This is a genomic window from Aquamicrobium ahrensii, assembly GCF_040545755.1.
Taxonomy (GTDB): domain Bacteria; phylum Pseudomonadota; class Alphaproteobacteria; order Rhizobiales; family Rhizobiaceae; genus Mesorhizobium; species Mesorhizobium ahrensii.
This window is the reverse complement of sequence record NZ_JBEPMN010000004.1, coordinates 194,124-210,180: the sequence shown is the minus strand read 5'-3', so window position 1 is coordinate 210,180 and position 16,057 is coordinate 194,124. Positions and strand designations below refer to the sequence as shown.

Sequence of the window (16,057 nt, the reverse complement as noted above, 5' to 3'; positions counted from 1 at the left end):
CTCCGTTCAGCCCCCAATCGGGACCGGCAGATTGGGGGCGTCTATATAGGAAAATGGCCGGAACGCAACCCCTCGGCGGCGTGTCGGCTCAGCCTTTCCGGCCCCTGAACAGTAGCCGGCCGATGGAGAGCGCCATATAGGCGCCGAAGAACACAGCCAGCGACCAGCCGAAGCCCGGCGGGCCGAACAGGTCCATGCCTATGCCTATGGCCTGCGGGCCCATAACCATGCCGATGCCGTAGCACAGCACGAATGCGGCGTTGGCGGAGGCCAGTTCATGACCGGAAAGCTGGGAGCCCAGATGGGCGAGGCCCACGGTGTAGAGCGCCGCCACCACGCCGCCCCACAGGAACAACAGGCCGGCCATCAGGTGCCAGTTCTGGGCGAACAGGGGCATGAATGCCGTACCAACCAGCCCGACGCTTGCGCAAAGGAGCAGCAGATAGCGGCGGTCGGAAACCTTGTCGCTGATCATGCCGATGGGAATCTGCATCATGACGTTGCCGAGGCCGATCATGGTAAGAAGCAGCGCCGCGTCGGTTTCCGAATAGCCGATCCTGTTGCCATAGACCGGAAACAGCGCGAAACCGCCGGTCTCCACCGCGCCGAACACGAGCACGGCGGCGGTGGCCGTCGGCACCAGCCAGATATAGCGCAAAAAGCCGGTTTTCGTTTCTCCGTCGACATGGATCGGCGGGCTTTCCTTGCGGGCGGCAATGATCGGGATGGCAGCGATCGCGACGAGCGCGACGGTGGTCCCGAATGGCAGGAAGCCCGAGCTTCCAAGCTTGGAGAACAGCCAGGGGCCGGCCGCGAAGCCGAGCGACAGCACCGTGGCGTAGATGCCCAGAACCAGGCCGCGCCGATGCGGGGGCGCGGATGTGCTGATCCAGAATTCCGACAGGATGAAGAGTACGGTCAGCGACAGATGCAGCACCGCGCGCAGCGGAAACCACATCCAGAACGCCGGCGCAAAGTAAAAGCCCACGAAGGCCAACGCTCCCGCCACGATCATGGCGAGCATGGTCCATGCCACGCCGAATCGCATGGCGAGCGGGGTGGCCATCGGTGCGGCGGCGATGGACGCAACACCTGCGATCGCGGTGTTCAGCCCGATCATCGAGGCCGAATGCCCGCGCGTTTCCAGAATGATGGAAAGAAGCGGCATGCCGAGGCCGATGGCGATGCCGACGACGCTGATCGCCGCGATGGCGGCGATCATCGGAAGCCATTGCACGCGTCCGGCCTCGCAGACCTCGGCGTCGCTGGTCATTGTGCGCTTGTCCGGCATCGGGAGAGTGTCCGGCGGACTGCCCGCGGAAGAGGTTTCTTAGACAGCAACGCAGTAATCCCGATCAGAGAAGATCGCGCACGAAGCGGTTGTTGAGCATGCGATAGAACGGCACCGGCCCGCCGGGGTTGAGGCGAGGGTCCTCGGCGAGCCGCTTCTGCACTTCTTCCAGAATGGTGCGGGTGATGGCGGGAACATCGGTCTGCCGCGCCTCGTCGAGCGGCAGCCACACAAGCTCTTCCAGTTCGTTGGTGGGGCCGCCCTGCGGCAGCTCAACCGCAACATCGTCGCGGAAGGCGGCGAGGAAGCGTGTATCGAAGCGGCGAACCCGGCCCGGCGGTGTGATGGCGCGTGCGACGAAGCGCAGGCCTTGCAGCGAAGGCATGACGCCATATTCGGCAAAGCCCTGCCAGTCCGGCCGGGAGGTCGAGAATGCACCCCTGTTGCCGATCAGAAGACCGGCCTCTTCGTAGGTTTCGCGGATCGCGGACAGGGCGATGGCGCGGGCGCGTGTGGCCGATGTGCGGTTTGCGCGCACCGTCAGCTTGGCTTCTTCGGCGGGGTGGAGCTCATCGGCGACCTTCACACGTCCATCGCCGGGGTCGGTGCGCCCACCGGGGAAAACGAACTTGCCGGGCATGAAGACGTGGCTGGAATGGCGCCGGCCCATGAGCACGCGAAACGCGCCGCCCTGCCGGTCCAGCAACAGAAGCGTCGCGGCGTCGCGCGGCCGCAGCGGCGGGGCCTTCGTTTCCATCGAGGCGCCTTCCACCTTGTCGACTTCGGCTTTGGTCATTCCTTGCATGGCAACCGACCTAGCCGAAAGCTGCCCCGGACGGAAGCACCGTTTTCGGATTTGCCGCCGCGCCACCGGGAAGCCGCAACCTTATGCTTCGGGGTGGGCCTCGATGTGGTCGATCTCGCCGCCGAAGCCGTGCATGTAGAGAGCCCATTGCAGGCCGATGACTCCGCCTTTGATCGGCTGAAGCATGAGCAGGGCGAGAATGAGGGTCAGGGGCACCCAGACGGCGAAGTGAAGCCACATCGGCCAGATGTAGCTCATCTCGATCGCCATGAACCCGGCGATGACGATGTGGCCGACCACGACGATATCGAGATAGGCCGGCAGATCGTCGGCCCGGTGATGGTTGATCTCCTCGCCGCAGACCGAACACTTGTCGACCGATTTCACGAATGCGCGAAACAGCTTGCCTTCGCCGCAATTCGGGCAGCGGCACAGAAGCCCGCGCTTTATGGCTTCGCCCATCGGCCTCGCCGACCTGGGAGATTGCTGGTCGCCGCCGAAAACCTGCGGTTCGGTGCTGCCTGTGCTCATGTCATCGTCTCCTGCCGCGCGGGCCTGGTCGATTTTTCAAGGCGCGGACACGGCCCTTCGCCTTGTGGTACGAGCGCGTGGAGCCTGGAAGGGGCTTCGGCTCGCTCAGCATCTCGAAGCGCATTGCTCCGGCCATGGGAGCCACTTCGATGAGACGGACTTCAACATTGTCCGCGAGCTGATAGCCTTTTCCGCTCCGTTCTCCAAACAGCGAACGCGCCGTTTCGTCATATATATAGTAATCCCCTCCCAGGGACGACACGGGGATGAAACCATCTGCGCCAAATTGTGGCAACTGGACAAAAAGTCCTGCCTTGGTCACGCCGGAAATTCTGGCCTGGAAACTCTCGTTGACGTGCTCCGCCAGATGCGCCGCAATCAGGCGATCCACGGTTTCGCGCTCCGCCGCCATGGCGCGCCGCTCCGCTGTCGAGATGAGGGCGGCGGTCTCGGCGAGCTGCGACTCCTCGTCACGGGTCAGCCCGCCCTGTCCAAGCCCCAGCGCAGCGACCAGCGCGCGATGCACGATCAAATCCGCAAACCGGCGGATCGGCGAGGTGAAATGCGCATAGCGCTTCAGATTGAGGCCGAAATGGCCGATATTGTCCGGCGCGTACTCAGCCTGGCTCTGGGTGCGCAGAATCACCTCGTTGACCAGCGCGTCATTGTCGGTGCCACGCACACGCTCCAGCAGGCTGTTGAACTGTGAGGGGCGCATCTGAGCGCCGCGCGCCAGCGACAATCCGATGCTTTGCAGGAATTCGCGCAGGGCCTCCTGCTTGGCCAGCGTCGGTCCGTCATGGATGCGGTAGACCAGAGGCTGCTTTTTGCCTTCCAGCGTCTCGGCCGCGGCCACATTGGCCTGGATCATGAATTCTTCGATCAGCTTGTGGGCGTCGAGGCGGTCCGGCACGATCACGCGATCGACGGTGCCATCCTCCTTGAGGATGATCTTGCGCTCCGGCAGGTCGAGTTCCAGCGGTTCGCGGCTCCCTCTGCCGCGCTTCAGCACCGCATAAGCCTGCCAAAGCGGCTTCAGCACGGTATCGAGCAGCGGTGCGGTCTTGTCGTCCGGCGATCCGTCGATGGCTGCCTGCGCCTGCGGGTAGGCGAGCTTCGCCGCCGACTTCATCATCACACGATGGAAGGAATGACGCACCTTGCGGCCTTCGGCCGAAAACGTCATGCGAACCGCCATGGCCGGGCGGTCCTCACCCTCGCGCAGCGAGCAGAGGTCGTTGGAGATTCGTTCCGGCAGCATCGGCACCACCCGGTCCGGGAAGTAGACCGAATTGCCACGCTTCAGCGCCTCGCGATTAAGCGCCGTGCCCGGCCGCACATAGGCCGCGACATCGGCGATAGCCACCGTGACGATTACCCCACCGGGGTTCTTCTCGTCGGGGTCCGGCGTCGCGAACACTGCATCGTCATGGTCCTTGGCGTCGGCCGGGTCGATGGTGACCAGCGGCAGATCGCGCCAATCCTCCCGTCCTTCCCCGCTCACCTGCTTGAGCGCCTGCGTCTCGGCCAGAACTTCCTGCGGGAAGATATGAGGGATGGCGTGGGCGTGGATGGCGATCATGGAGACCGCCTTTTCGTTGAGCGGCGAACCCAGAACCGAAATCACCTTGGCCTTGGGCAGGCCGTAGCGCGGCGCGCGCGAAGGCTCGACCTCGACCAGATCGCCATTGCTGGCGCCGTTCCTGAATTCCTTGTCGACGATGAGCTCGGGTTGCCGCCGCTCCACGGGCTCGATACGGAAAGTGCCGTCCGTGAGCGTGCGGAAGATGCCGAGCACCGCTTGCGCGCGCTTCTCGAATATCTTGATGACGCGCGCCGTATAGGCCGGCCCCTCGTCCTTGCCTGTGGCGAATGTCTTTGCCAGAACGCGGTCGCCTATGCCGGGAGCGGGACCGCCGCGCGCCGGGCGTATGAAAACGGTGGGCGGCGTTTCGTTTTCGCTTTCCTCGGCCGGACGGGCCAGCAGCCCGCCATCGTCGTCGCGGCCAAAGATATCGAGCACGGCGATGGTCGGCAGATTGCCGGGGCGCAGCAGTCTCTTGCGCTTCTTTTCCAGCAGGCCCTCATCCTGCAGATCGCGCAACAGGTTCTTCAGCCAGACCCGATCCTCGCCGCGCAGCCCGAAGGCCCTTGCGATCTCGCGTGTGCCGGAGTGATCGGGATTTTCTGCGATGTAGCGCAGAATTTCATCGCGCGAAGGGCGATATTCGTCCCGTGTCCCCCGCCTTGTGTCGCCAGCGCGGGGATCGCCGTGGTGCCGTCCGGAGATCCCGCGCGCCAAGGGCCTATTCCTTCTTTGCGGCGGTTTTCTTCGCCGCCGTTTTCTTGGTCGCCGAAGTCTTGCCGCTCGCCGCCTTGCGCGCCGGCTTCTTCGCGCCGCCACCCTTGGCTTCCTTCTCGGCGATCAGGCCAAGAGCCTCTTCCATGGTGACCGACTGCGGATCCTTGCCCTTCGGCAGCGTCGCATTGATCTTGCCGAAATTCACGTAAGGGCCGTAGCGGCCGTCGCGAACGGTGATCTTGCCGCCGCCGTCGGGATGATCGCCAAGCTCCTTGAGCGCTGCGGCGGCAGCGCCGTTGCGCGCGCCGCGACCCTTGGACTGCTTTTCGGCCAGCACCGTCACGGCGCGGTTGAGGCCGATTGTGAACACGTCCTCGATCGTCTCCACATTGGCGTAAGCGCCGTCATGCAGGACGAACGGTCCGTAGCGGCCAAGCCCCGCCGAGATCATCTTTCCGGTCTCGGGGTGCATCCCGACATCGCGGGGCAGGGAGAGCAGCGCCAGCGCCTTCTCAAGATCGAGCGTAGCCGCCGACCAGCCTTTCGGCAGGCTGGAGCGCTTGGCTTCCTTGCCTTCGCCACGCTGTACATAGGGGCCGAAGCGCCCGGTGCGCAGGGTGACCTCTTCCTCGGTGGCAGGGTCGTTGCCGAGAACCTTGTTGCCGTTTTCCATGCCGCCGGCTTCGGCGTCGCCTTCGCCGTTTTCTCCGAACTGGCGCGTATAGCTGCATTCAGGATAATTCGAGCAGCCGACGAAAGCGCCGTATCTGCCGAGCTTCAGCGAGAGATTGCCAGTGCCGCATTTGGGGCAGATGCGCGGGTCCGATCCGTCTTCGCGCGCCGGAAACAGCAGCGGGGCGAGGTCGTCGTTCAGCGCATCGATGACATCGGAAACACGCAGTTCCTTGATGTCGTCCACAGAGGCCGAAAAATCGGCCCAGAAATCGCGCAGAACGTCCTTCCAGTCGAGCTTTCCGTCGGAAATCTCGTCCAGCTTTTCTTCCAGGGAGGCGGTGAAGTCGTATTCGACATATTTGTCGAAGAAACTTTCGAGGAAGGCCGTCACGATCCGGCCCTTGGAATGCGGGATCAGGCGGCGCTTGTCGATGGTGACATAATCGCGGTCTTCCAGCGTCTTCAGCGTCGCCGCATAGGTGGAGGGGCGGCCGATGCCGAGCTCTTCCAGCTTCTTGATGAGCGTGGCTTCGGAATAGCGCGGCGGCGGTTCCGTCGAATGCTGCGTGGCGTTGACGGTCTCGCGGCCAAGCTGCTCTCCAGAGCGGATTTCGGGCAGGCGGCGGTTGTCCTCGTCTTCCGAATCTTCCTCTTTCTGGTCCGTATAGGCGGCGATGAAACCGTCGAAGCGGATGACGGAGCCGACGGCGCGCAAGGCGGCGGTCTTCGCACCGTTGACGGCCTCGATCTCGGCGGTGGTGCGTTCGATCTCGGCGGCGTTCATCTGGCTGGCGATGGCGCGCTTCCAGATCAGTTCGTAGAGGCGCGCCTGGTCCGCATCCAGATATTGCCGCACAGAGGCCGGCGTGCGGAAGAAATCGGTCGGGCGGATCGCCTCGTGGGCTTCCTGCGCGTTCTTGGCCTTGGTCGTGTAGAAGCGCGGCTTTTCCGGCAGATACTTGTCGCCGAATTCCTTGCCGATGGCGGCGCGGGCGGCCGAGATCGCCTCGGGGGCCATCTGCACGCCATCCGTTCTCATGTAGGTGATGAGGCCGGCCGCTTCGCCGCCTATATCCATGCCTTCATAGAGGCGCTGCGCGACCTGCATGGTGCGGTTGGCGGAAAAGCCGAGCCGCGAGGACGCCGCCTGCTGCAAAGTCGATGTGGTGAAGGGCGGGGCAGGGTTGCGACGGGTGGGCTTGGCCTCCACCGAAAGCGCCCGAAAGCTGGCGCCTTCCAGCATCGCCTTGATGCCGTCGGCCTGTTCCTTGTTCTTGATGTCGAGCTTCTGCAGCTTCTTGCCTTCATAGGCCGTCAGCCGGGCTTCGAAGCTTTCGTTGCGCGGAGTGCCGAGGATGGCGGCGATGTTCCAGTATTCCTCGCGCACGAAGCGCTCGATCTCGGCCTCGCGGTCGCAGACGAGGCGCAGCGCCACCGACTGCACACGACCGGCGGAACGCGCGCCGGGCAGTTTGCGCCACAGCACCGGCGACAGCGTGAAACCGACGAGATAGTCGAGCGCCCGCCGCGCCAGATAGGCGTCCACCAGCGGCGTGTCGATCTGGCGCGGATTGGCCATGGCCTCGAGCACGGACTGCTTGGTGATGGCGTTGAAGACGACACGACTGACGGCCTTGTCCTTCAGCGCTTTCTTGGCGCGCAGGACTTCCAGCACATGCCAGGAAATCGCTTCCCCCTCGCGATCGGGGTCGGTTGCCAGGATCAGCCCGTCGGCGTCCTTGACCGCCTTGATGATGTCGGCGAGGCGCTTGGCGGAAGCGCCGTCCACCGACCAGGACATGGCGAAGTCCTCGTCGGGGCGCACCGATCCGTCCTTGGCGGGAAGATCGCGGACATGGCCGAACGAGGCCAGAACCTTGTAGTTGCGCCCGAGATACTTGTTGATTGTCTTCGCCTTTGCGGGCGATTCGACGACGACGACGTCCATATTTACCGTGTATGCTGGGTCTTCGGCGGGAGAAGCCTCCCGGATCCGCGACAAAAAAATAATCAGGTACCGTCAAATGGCCGTGCTTTCGCGTCCGGTCAAGAGGCAGCGCTTAAACCGCGGCTTTAACTGCATGCAACCTATGCGCGACTATAAATTTACATTGCACTTTTTAATAGAGATGGCATAAGGTTGGAACATCTTGGCAACCCGGACTAGCGCCGGCTGATTTATGGGCCAGCCAACGTACCGTCTGGTCCGTTGGCTGGGGGGGAGTATGATTTTCGATGCCCTATAAGTACAGCAGGCGGCGGACCGAAACCCTCGATTATCTGCAATCCATGCTTGGCCAGTTGCGCGCCATGGCGGAAGCGGAACGTTGCGATATGCTCACCTATCTGATCGAGATGGCCTATTTGGAGGCAAGCGACATCATACGTGGCGAGCGCCCCGCAAACACCCATCAGACCAGACGCACGGACGCCGTGTAAATCCGTGCGCCAAGGCGGGAGCGGGCCTGAGGGACAGGCGCGGTCCGAAGCGCCACCAGCATGGCCTTCGGGGCCAGGGTGCAATCTTCCCATGAGGAACTGATCGCGCCGGTTCAGTCGTTCGGCCCATTCGGCGCTTCAATCTGCCTTTGCGACGAGCCAAACGTCATTCACGCTCTCACCGCTCATGTCACCGGCCTTCTGCTCCCCTCACGAAGACGGCCCGCGGCTGCCGTTCATCGTAAAACGTGCCTGAACCGAAGTCTCGCTGTGGAACAGAAGCGGCTGCGGGATTGGGTCGCACCCGTCTTTACCAACATGCAGGTAAACTGCTTTGTTCGGGCCGCGCGCCTGAACCACGAAATGGTGATTGGAGAGCCCGGCGGGCAGCAGCTATAGGGCGCGAAATCAGGCAGGAAAGCGGGCATGGCGTTGGATATCGGATATGTAAGTGCGGTCGGGGCCGGGGCGCTGTCCTTCCTGTCTCCCTGCGTGCTGCCGCTGGTGCCGCCTTATCTGTGCTATATGGCCGGCGTTTCGGTTGATGATTTCCGCGGCGACACGGCTGTGGCCGCCCGGACAGGCGCGCGTGCGCCGTTGCTTGCAGCCTCTCTCGCCTTCGTGCTCGGCTTCACCACCGTGTTCGTGGCGCTGGGGGCTGGCGCATCGACGATCGGCCGCCTTCTGAGGGTGTGGCAGGAGCCGCTGGCCTTCGGCGCAGGTGTCCTTATCATCATCATGGGCCTCAATTTCCTTGGGCTGATCCGCATTCCGCTCCTGTCGCGCGAAGCGCGGTTCCAGAGCGATGGCAGGCCGGCGAGCGCGATCGCGGCCTATGTCATGGGGCTGGCTTTCGCCTTTGGCTGGACACCATGTATCGGCCCTGTTCTGGGACCGATCCTGACGCTTGCGGGCGGGCGCGAGACGGTAGGGGAAGGGGCCCTGTTGCTGGCCGCCTATTCGCTCGGTCTCGGCATCCCATTTCTGATTGCTGCGCTGTTTTCGGGCGCGTTCATGCGTTTTCTCGGCCGTTTCCGGGTGCATCTGGGCCGGGTCGAGAAAGTCATCGGCGGCCTCCTTGTGGTGGCGGGCGTCTTTTTCCTTACCGGCGGCGTGCAGACCGTGGCTTTCTGGCTTCTGGAGACGTTCCCGGTTCTGGGACGTTTGGGATAGTTCGCGTCCTCACCTGAATTTAACCGCATTGGTTCAACAGGAAGGCGGTGCTAAACAGCCACGTCCTTTTGCAACCAGAATGCGGTTTTCCCTGATGAGCCAGCGAACCTGCCTTTCGATCATTCTCGCCGCCGGCGAGGGCACGCGCATGAAGAGCGCCTTGCCAAAGGTGCTTCATAAGATTGCCGGCCTGCCGCTGGTCGCGCATGTGGCGAATGCCGCGCAGAACGCCGGCGCGGGCGATGTGGCGCTGGTTGTCGGCCATGGCGGCGGGAAGGTGCGCTCGGCTGCCGAAAGCTTCGCGCCGGAGGCCGAAATCTTCGAGCAAAAGGAGCGCCTCGGCACTGCGCATGCCGTGCTCGCCGCGCGCAAGGCGCTCGAACGTGGCCACGACGACGTGCTGGTGATGTTCGGCGATACGCCGCTGATCGACGCCGCCGCACTCGCCGCCGCGCGTGAACGGTTGGCGCAAGGCGCAGCCGTGGTGGTGCTGGGCTTCCGGACGCACAATCCGTCCGGCTATGGACGCCTCATCGAAAACGATGGCCGGCTGGTCGCCATTCGCGAGGACAGGGACGCCACCGAGGAGGAGCGCCGCATCACCTTCTGCAACAGCGGCCTGATGGCGATCGCCGGCAAGCACGTGCTGGACCTGCTGGATGCCGTGGGCAACGCCAACGCCAAGGGCGAGTATTACCTCACCGACATCATCGAGATCGCCGGCGGCAAGGGGCTCGATGTCGTCGCGACCGAGGCGAGCTTCGAGAATGCGCTGGGCATCAACAATCGCGCTGAACTGGCTGAAGCCGAAGCCATCTGGCAGAAGCGCCGCCGCCGCGATTTCATGATGGCGGGGGTCACGCTGATCGCCCCCGATACCGTGTTCTTCTCGCACGACACCCTGATCGAGGCCGACGCGCTGGTCGAGCCTAATGTCTGGTTCGGACCGGGCGTGCATGTGGCTTCCGGCGCAACCATCCGCGCCTTCAGCCATCTGGAAGGCGCGAAAGTGGCCTCGGGCGCCGAAGTCGGCCCCTTCGCGCGCCTGCGCCCCGGCACGGAGCTGAAGGAAAAGGCCAAGGTCGGCAATTTCTGCGAGGTCAAGAAGGCCGTGGTGGAGACGGGCGCCAAGGTCAATCATCTCACCTATATCGGCGACGCCCATATAGGCGCAGGCGCCAATATCGGGGCGGGAACCATCACCTGCAACTATGACGGCTATTCCAAATTCCTCACAGAGATCGGGGAAGGCGCCTTCATCGGCTCCAACTCGTCGCTGGTTGCGCCGGTTTCGATCGGCAACGGCGCCTATGTGGCGTCCGGGTCGGTCATCACCGAAAGCGTGCCGGACGATGCGCTCGCCTTTGGCCGCGCCCGCCAGAAAACGCTGCCGGAAAAGGCCCGCGTGCTGCGCGCACGCCGGGCGGATGCAGCAAAGAAGTAATTGCCGGAGGCGGCGTGCTACGCGGCGAAACGCAATTTGATTTTCTCATAGGCGTCGCCCTATCTACACAGCGGCGGCGCTCTTCAGGATCAGGGGTTGGACAGGAATGTGCGGAATCGTAGCAATCGTGGGCAAGACGCAGGTTGCGCCCCTTATTGTCGATGCCCTCAAGCGTCTGGAATATCGCGGCTATGATTCGGCGGGCGTCGCCACCATCGAGCGGGGCGAGCTTGCCCGTCGCCGTGCCGAAGGAAAGCTGGTCAATCTGGAAAACCGCCTGAAGGATGAGCCGCTGTTCGGCACGATCGGCATCGGTCACACCCGCTGGGCGACCCACGGCGTGCCGAACGAAACGAACGCCCATCCGCATTTTTCGGGCGGCGTCGCGGTTGTCCATAACGGCATCATCGAGAATTTCGCCGAGCTGCGCGACGAACTCGCCGCCGATGGCTATCAGTTCACCTCGCAGACCGACACCGAGGTCGTCGCGCATCTGGTCGCGCGCGAGCTGAAGCGGGGGGCGGCTCCGGTCGAGGCGGCCCATGCCGCGTTGAAGCGCCTTCAGGGCGCTTTCGCATTGGCCATCATGTTCAAGGGCGATGACGATCTGGTGGTGGGCGCGCGCAACGGCCCGCCGCTGGCGGTCGGCCACGGCGAAGGTGAAATGTTCCTTGGCTCCGACGCCATTGCGCTGGCGCCTTTCACCAACTCCATCACCTATCTGGAGGACGGCGACTGGGTCGTCGTGCGTCATGCCGGGGTGTCGATCTTCGACATTGACGGCAATGCGGTCGAGCGCCGTCGCCAGCAATCTCTGGGCGCTTCCTATCTGGTCGACAAGGGCAACCACCGGCACTTCATGGAAAAGGAAATCCATGAGCAGCCGGAGGTGATCTCGCACACGCTGGCCAATTATCTCGACTTCGCCAACGGCGCGACCCGGAAGATCGACCTGCCTTTCGATTTCAACTCCATCGATCGTCTGGCGATTTCCGCCTGTGGCACGGCCTATCTTGCCGGCCTGATCGGCAAATACTGGTTCGAGCGCTACGCGCGCCTTCCGGTGGATATCGATATCGCCTCGGAATTCCGCTATCGCGAGATGCCGCTTTCGGCGCGCGACGCGGCGCTGTTCATATCGCAGTCGGGCGAGACGGCCGACACGCTGGCCTCCCTGCGCTACTGCCGCAGCGCAGGCATGACCATCGGCGCGGTGGTCAATGTGCGCGAATCGACCATTGCGCGCGAATCGGACGTGGTGCTGCCGACGCTGGCCGGGCCCGAGATCGGCGTCGCCTCCACAAAGGCCTTCACCTGCCAGCTATCGGTTCTGGCCTCGCTGGCGGTCAGGGCTGCCGCCGAGCGCGGCAAGATTTCCGCCGAGCAGGAGAAGGCGCTGGTGCGGGCCCTTTCCGAAACTCCGCGCTACGCCAATCAGGCTTTGCAGAAGGTGGAGCGTCAGATCGAGAAGCTGGCGCGCGAGCTGTCGCACTACAAGCATGTGCTCTATCTGGGCCGCGACACCAACTACCCGCTGGCCATGGAAGGGGCGCTGAAGCTCAAGGAAATCTCCTATATCCACGCCGAGGGCTATGCGGCTGGCGAGTTGAAACACGGCCCCATCGCGCTGATCGACGAAAAGATGCCGGTGGTGGTGATCGCCCCGCACGACCGCATCTTTGAAAAGACCGTCTCCAACATGCAGGAAGTGGCGGCGCGCGGTGGCAGGATCATCCTCATCACCGACGAGAAGGGGGCGGCCAACGCCACGGTCGAGACGATGGACACCATCGTTCTGCCGGACGTGCCGGAGATCATCTCGCCCATCGTCTATGCGCTGCCGATCCAGCTTCTGGCCTATTACACGGCCGTGTTCATGGGCACCGATGTCGACCAGCCGCGCAACCTCGCCAAGTCGGTGACGGTGGAGTAGCGTCCGCCCCGGAGGGCAGGGGGAAAACTTCGGTGTTTCAAAGCGGCTTTCACTCGCTTAATGTTGCAGCGCAACGAAGCGGGCGAGCATGTCGGATATTATCAGAACCTCGGCAATGACACGGCTCAGGAACTATTTCCTGACCGGTTTCATCGTCAGCGCGCCGCTGGCCATCACCGCCTATCTGACATGGTCATTCGTGGGCTGGGTCGATTCGTGGGTGAAGCCTTATATTCCCGCGCGTTACAGCCCGGACACCTATCTGCCCTTCGCGGTGCCGGGCTTCGGCCTCATAGTGGCGCTGCTGCTGATCACGCTGATCGGCTTTCTGGCCGCCAATATCGTCGGACGTGCCATCGTCAATTTCGGTGAGCGGCTTCTTGGCCGCATGCCTCTGGTGCGCGGCGTCTACCGCTCGCTGAAGCAGATTTTCGAGACCGTGCTGTCCAATCACGGCGACATGTTCAAACATGTCGGCATGGTCGAATATCCGCGAAAGGATGTGTGGTCGCTTGTGTTCCTGTCCGGTGAGAAGGAAACCGAGATCAACGAAAAGCTGGATGTCGAGGGCGATCCGCTGATCGGCGTGTTCATGCCGTGCACGCCCAATCCGACCACGGGTTTCCTGATGTATGTGCGCAAGTCCGAGATCGTTCTGCTCGACATGACGATAGAGGAGGGCGCCCGCCTGATCGTCTCGGCCGGGCTTGTTGCGCCGAAAGTCAAGCGCAGGCGCGGCCCGGATGCGGAGGCCGTGACCATTTCCAATCCGAAGCTGGAAGAGGTTCAGCCGGCGCGCAGCAAGCGCACGGCTTCGTCCTTGCCGAACAGGTAAAGCAACAGCCGCAGCGCTTCGCCTCTCGCGCTCTGAAGCTCCGGATCGGTGGCCAGTATCAGCTTTGCGTCGTCGCGCGCTGCTTCGAGCAGATCGGCATGGGTGTCGATGCGGGCGATCTGGAAGCCTGGCGTGCCCGACTGGCGGGTGCCCAGCAATTCGCCTTCACCCCGCAGCTTCAGGTCTTCCTCGGCGATGAGGAAACCATCCTCGGTTTCACGCATGACGGAAAGACGCCGTTTGGCGGTTTCGCCCAGCGGGTCCTTGTAGAGCAGCACGCAGGAAGAAGGCTTCGAGCCGCGCCCGACCCGCCCCCGCAACTGATGCAACTGGGCGAGGCCGAAGCGCTCGGCATGTTCGATGACGATGATGGTCGCATCGGGCACATCCACGCCCACCTCGATCACCGTGGTGGCGATCAGCACCCTCGTCTCGCCATCCTTGAAGGCGCGCATGGCCTCGTCCTTCTCCGCGCCCTTCATGCGGCCATGGACGAGCCCGATCCTGTCACCGAACACTGGCTGCAACGAAGCGAATCGATCCTCGGCCGCCATCAGCCTGACCTCTTCCGATTCCTCGACCAGCGGACAGATCCAGTAGACTTTCTGGCCTTCCGCCACTGCATCGCGGATGCGCCCGACCAGTTCCGACAGCCGCTCCAGCGGCAGGGTCACGGTGCGGATAGGCTGGCGGCCGGCCGGCTTTTCGGTAAGGCGCGAAACGTCCATGTCGCCGAAAGCGGTCAGCACCAGCGTGCGCGGAATGGGGGTGGCGGTCATCACCAGCATGTCGGGCGCATCGCCCTTGGCGGTCATCGCCAGACGCTGATGCACGCCGAAGCGGTGCTGCTCGTCCACCACGGCCAGAACGAGGTTGCGGAAGGTCACGCTCTCCTGAAACAGAGCGTGCGTGCCGATGACGATATGGATCGACCCGTCCGCCAGGCCTTCCAGCACCTCCCTGCGCTCGCGGCCCTTTTCGCGGCCGGTGAGCACCGCTGTCCTGAGGCCCACACGCTCGGCCAGCGGCGCGATGGTGGAAAAATGCTGGCGGGCGAGGATTTCGGTCGGCGCCATCAGCGCCGCCTGTCCGCCGGCTTCGACCGCGCGCGCCATGGAAAGCAGCGCCACCACGGTCTTGCCCGAGCCGACATCGCCTTGCAGCAGGCGCAACATGCGCTCCGGTTCGGCAAGGTCGGCGTGGATTTCCGCAAGTGCTGCGTCCTGCGAGCCGGTCAGCGCGTAGGGGAGCGCGGCGCGCAATGCTTCGACCAGGCGTCCGTCGCCAGTCAGCGGCCGGCCCGAAAGCTTGCGAACGCGCGCCCGCACCAGCGCCAGCGAGACCTGGCCCGCAAGGAATTCATCATATGCAAGTCTGCGCCACGACGCGCTGTCCGGGGCCGCATCGATCGGCGTTTCGGGATTGTGGATGCGCTCCAGCGCCGCGCCGAGGGCAGGGAAGGACTGGCGGCGCAGGAAGGCGGCGTCCTGCCATTCCGGAAATTCCGGCGCACGCGAAAGCGCCTGCCCGATCGCCCGGCGCAGCACCTTGCCTGACAGGCCGGCGGTAAGCGGATAGACAGGCTCGACCAGCGGCAGGTTCGCCGCATCCTCGGCCAGCGCGATATGGTCCGGGTGGACCATGGAGGGACGACCGTTGAACCACTCCATGCGTCCCGAGACGATCACCTGCGCGCCTTCCGGGAGCTGTTTTTCCAGATACGCGGCATGGGCATGGAAAAAGGTCAACGTGATGTCGTCTGTGTCGTCATGGGCGAAGATACGGTACGGCACGGAACGATTGCCGCGTGGCGGTGGCTGGTGGCTGTCGATGGTGAGGTCGAGGGTCACGATGGCGCCGGGCGCGGCGTTGGCGATGCCCGGACGGCTGCGCCGGTCGATCACGGAGTTCGGCAGCACGAACAGAAGATCGACGGCCCGCGCTTCCCTGTCGCCGAGGTCGACCGACAGCACGCGCTCGATCAGCGTCGCCACCTTGGGGCCAACGCCAGCCAGCGAAGTTATGGGCGCAAACAGCGGATCGAGCAGGGAAGGGCGCATGGCCAAGGTCTATCGGCCGCAGGCTTTAAGGCAACTGAAAAATGTCCATAAGTCAATGATTTTAAATTGCTATTTCCTTGTAAGTCTAGTACAAAATAAATCTAAATGGTCATGCTATTTGCCCGGGCTTGGCACCAGCATGTGGATCGAAACCTTGTGAGTCTTGTATGAGTTTGCGATATGAGCCCCCGATAGAAATTATCGGGGGCTTCATAGCTGGCTCCCAAGCGGAGTTGGCTGTCATGACCGGAACGACGAGAACAAGCGAAGGGCTGGATGTCCGCCGCCGCAAGCTGCTGTTTCGCTCCTGGCATCGCGGCATGCGTGAGATGGACCTGATCCTCGGCAGCTTCGCCGATGCCGAGATCGAAGGCCTGAGCGCCGACGAACTCGATCAGTACGAGCGTCTGCTTGAAATCAACGATACGGAAATGCTGCCGTGGATCACCGGCCAGAACCCTGTGCCCGCAGGGCTCGACCTGCCGATCCTGCATCGCGTTCTGGAATGGCGAAGCAAGGTTGCGTCGCTCGCCGTCTGAACTATCTGAAGTTTCGCCAGACTTTGATCC

12 protein-coding genes are annotated in these 16,057 nt (G+C 63.4%); 6 read left to right on the top strand and 6 right to left on the bottom strand.

Going from position 1 to position 16,057, the window contains the following annotated elements; all coding sequences use genetic code 11:
• Window positions 1–88: 88 nt before the first annotated feature.
• The 5 genes from ABID44_RS08015 to topA form a co-directional block, all read right to left on the bottom strand.
• A complete protein-coding gene (locus tag ABID44_RS08015) occupies window positions 89–1,273 on the bottom strand; it encodes an MFS transporter (RefSeq protein WP_354151169.1) in 1,185 nt (394 codons plus the stop codon).
• An 82-nt stretch (window positions 1,274–1,355) separates the two neighbouring features.
• A complete protein-coding gene (locus ABID44_RS08010; protein ID WP_354151168.1) occupies window positions 1,356–2,096 on the bottom strand; it encodes an NUDIX hydrolase in 741 nt (246 codons plus the stop codon).
• Window positions 2,097–2,177: 81 nt separating this feature from the next.
• Entirely contained in the window at window positions 2,178–2,627 is a 450-nt protein-coding gene (locus ABID44_RS08005) for a DUF983 domain-containing protein (protein WP_354151167.1), read from the bottom strand.
• Window position 2,628: 1 nt separating this feature from the next.
• Window positions 2,629–4,929 carry a ribonuclease R gene (rnr, locus tag ABID44_RS08000; RefSeq protein ID WP_354151166.1) on the bottom strand — a complete coding sequence of 767 codons (2,301 nt, stop codon included), beginning with the start codon at window positions 4,927–4,929 and terminating at the stop codon, window positions 2,629–2,631.
• Between the two features lie 4 nt (window positions 4,930–4,933).
• A complete protein-coding gene (gene topA / locus ABID44_RS07995) occupies window positions 4,934–7,552 on the bottom strand; it encodes a type I DNA topoisomerase (protein WP_354151165.1) in 2,619 nt (872 codons plus the stop codon).
• A 287-nt stretch (window positions 7,553–7,839) separates the two neighbouring features.
• On the opposite strand from topA, the gene ABID44_RS07990 reads away from it, so the two are divergent.
• The 5 genes from ABID44_RS07990 (at window position 7,840) to ABID44_RS07970 (ending at window position 13,428) form a co-directional block, all read left to right on the top strand.
• Complete coding sequence (locus ABID44_RS07990) at window positions 7,840–8,043, top strand: hypothetical protein (protein WP_354151164.1); 204 nt, start codon at window positions 7,840–7,842, stop codon at window positions 8,041–8,043.
• Between the two features lie 426 nt (window positions 8,044–8,469).
• Window positions 8,470–9,216 carry a cytochrome c biogenesis CcdA family protein gene (locus ABID44_RS07985; protein ID WP_354151163.1) on the top strand — a complete coding sequence of 249 codons (747 nt, stop codon included), beginning with the start codon at window positions 8,470–8,472 and terminating at the stop codon, window positions 9,214–9,216.
• Window positions 9,217–9,310: 94 nt separating this feature from the next.
• A complete protein-coding gene (glmU, locus tag ABID44_RS07980; protein WP_354151162.1) occupies window positions 9,311–10,660 on the top strand; it encodes a bifunctional UDP-N-acetylglucosamine diphosphorylase/glucosamine-1-phosphate N-acetyltransferase GlmU in 1,350 nt (449 codons plus the stop codon).
• A 106-nt stretch (window positions 10,661–10,766) separates the two neighbouring features.
• Complete coding sequence (gene glmS / locus ABID44_RS07975; RefSeq protein WP_354151161.1) at window positions 10,767–12,593, top strand: glutamine--fructose-6-phosphate transaminase (isomerizing); 1,827 nt, start codon at window positions 10,767–10,769, stop codon at window positions 12,591–12,593.
• 88 nt (window positions 12,594–12,681) lie between these two features.
• The gene (locus tag ABID44_RS07970; protein ID WP_354151160.1) at window positions 12,682–13,428 is read left to right on the top strand and encodes a DUF502 domain-containing protein; all 747 of its coding nucleotides are present in this window, start codon (window positions 12,682–12,684) and stop codon (window positions 13,426–13,428) included.
• Here the strand turns inward: ABID44_RS07970 and recG are convergent.
• Window positions 13,380–15,488: an ATP-dependent DNA helicase RecG gene (recG, locus tag ABID44_RS07965; protein ID WP_354151266.1), complete on the bottom strand. Its 2,109-nt coding sequence runs from the start codon at window positions 15,486–15,488 to the stop codon at window positions 13,380–13,382. The two genes, ABID44_RS07970 and recG, sit on opposite strands and share 49 nt — an antisense overlap.
• Window positions 15,489–15,730: 242 nt before the next feature.
• On the opposite strand from recG, the gene ABID44_RS07960 reads away from it, so the two are divergent.
• Window positions 15,731–16,027, top strand: a complete 297-nt coding sequence (locus tag ABID44_RS07960; RefSeq protein ID WP_354151159.1) for an FAD assembly factor SdhE — start codon at window positions 15,731–15,733, stop codon at window positions 16,025–16,027.
• The last annotated feature ends 30 nt before the right edge of the window (window positions 16,028–16,057 follow it).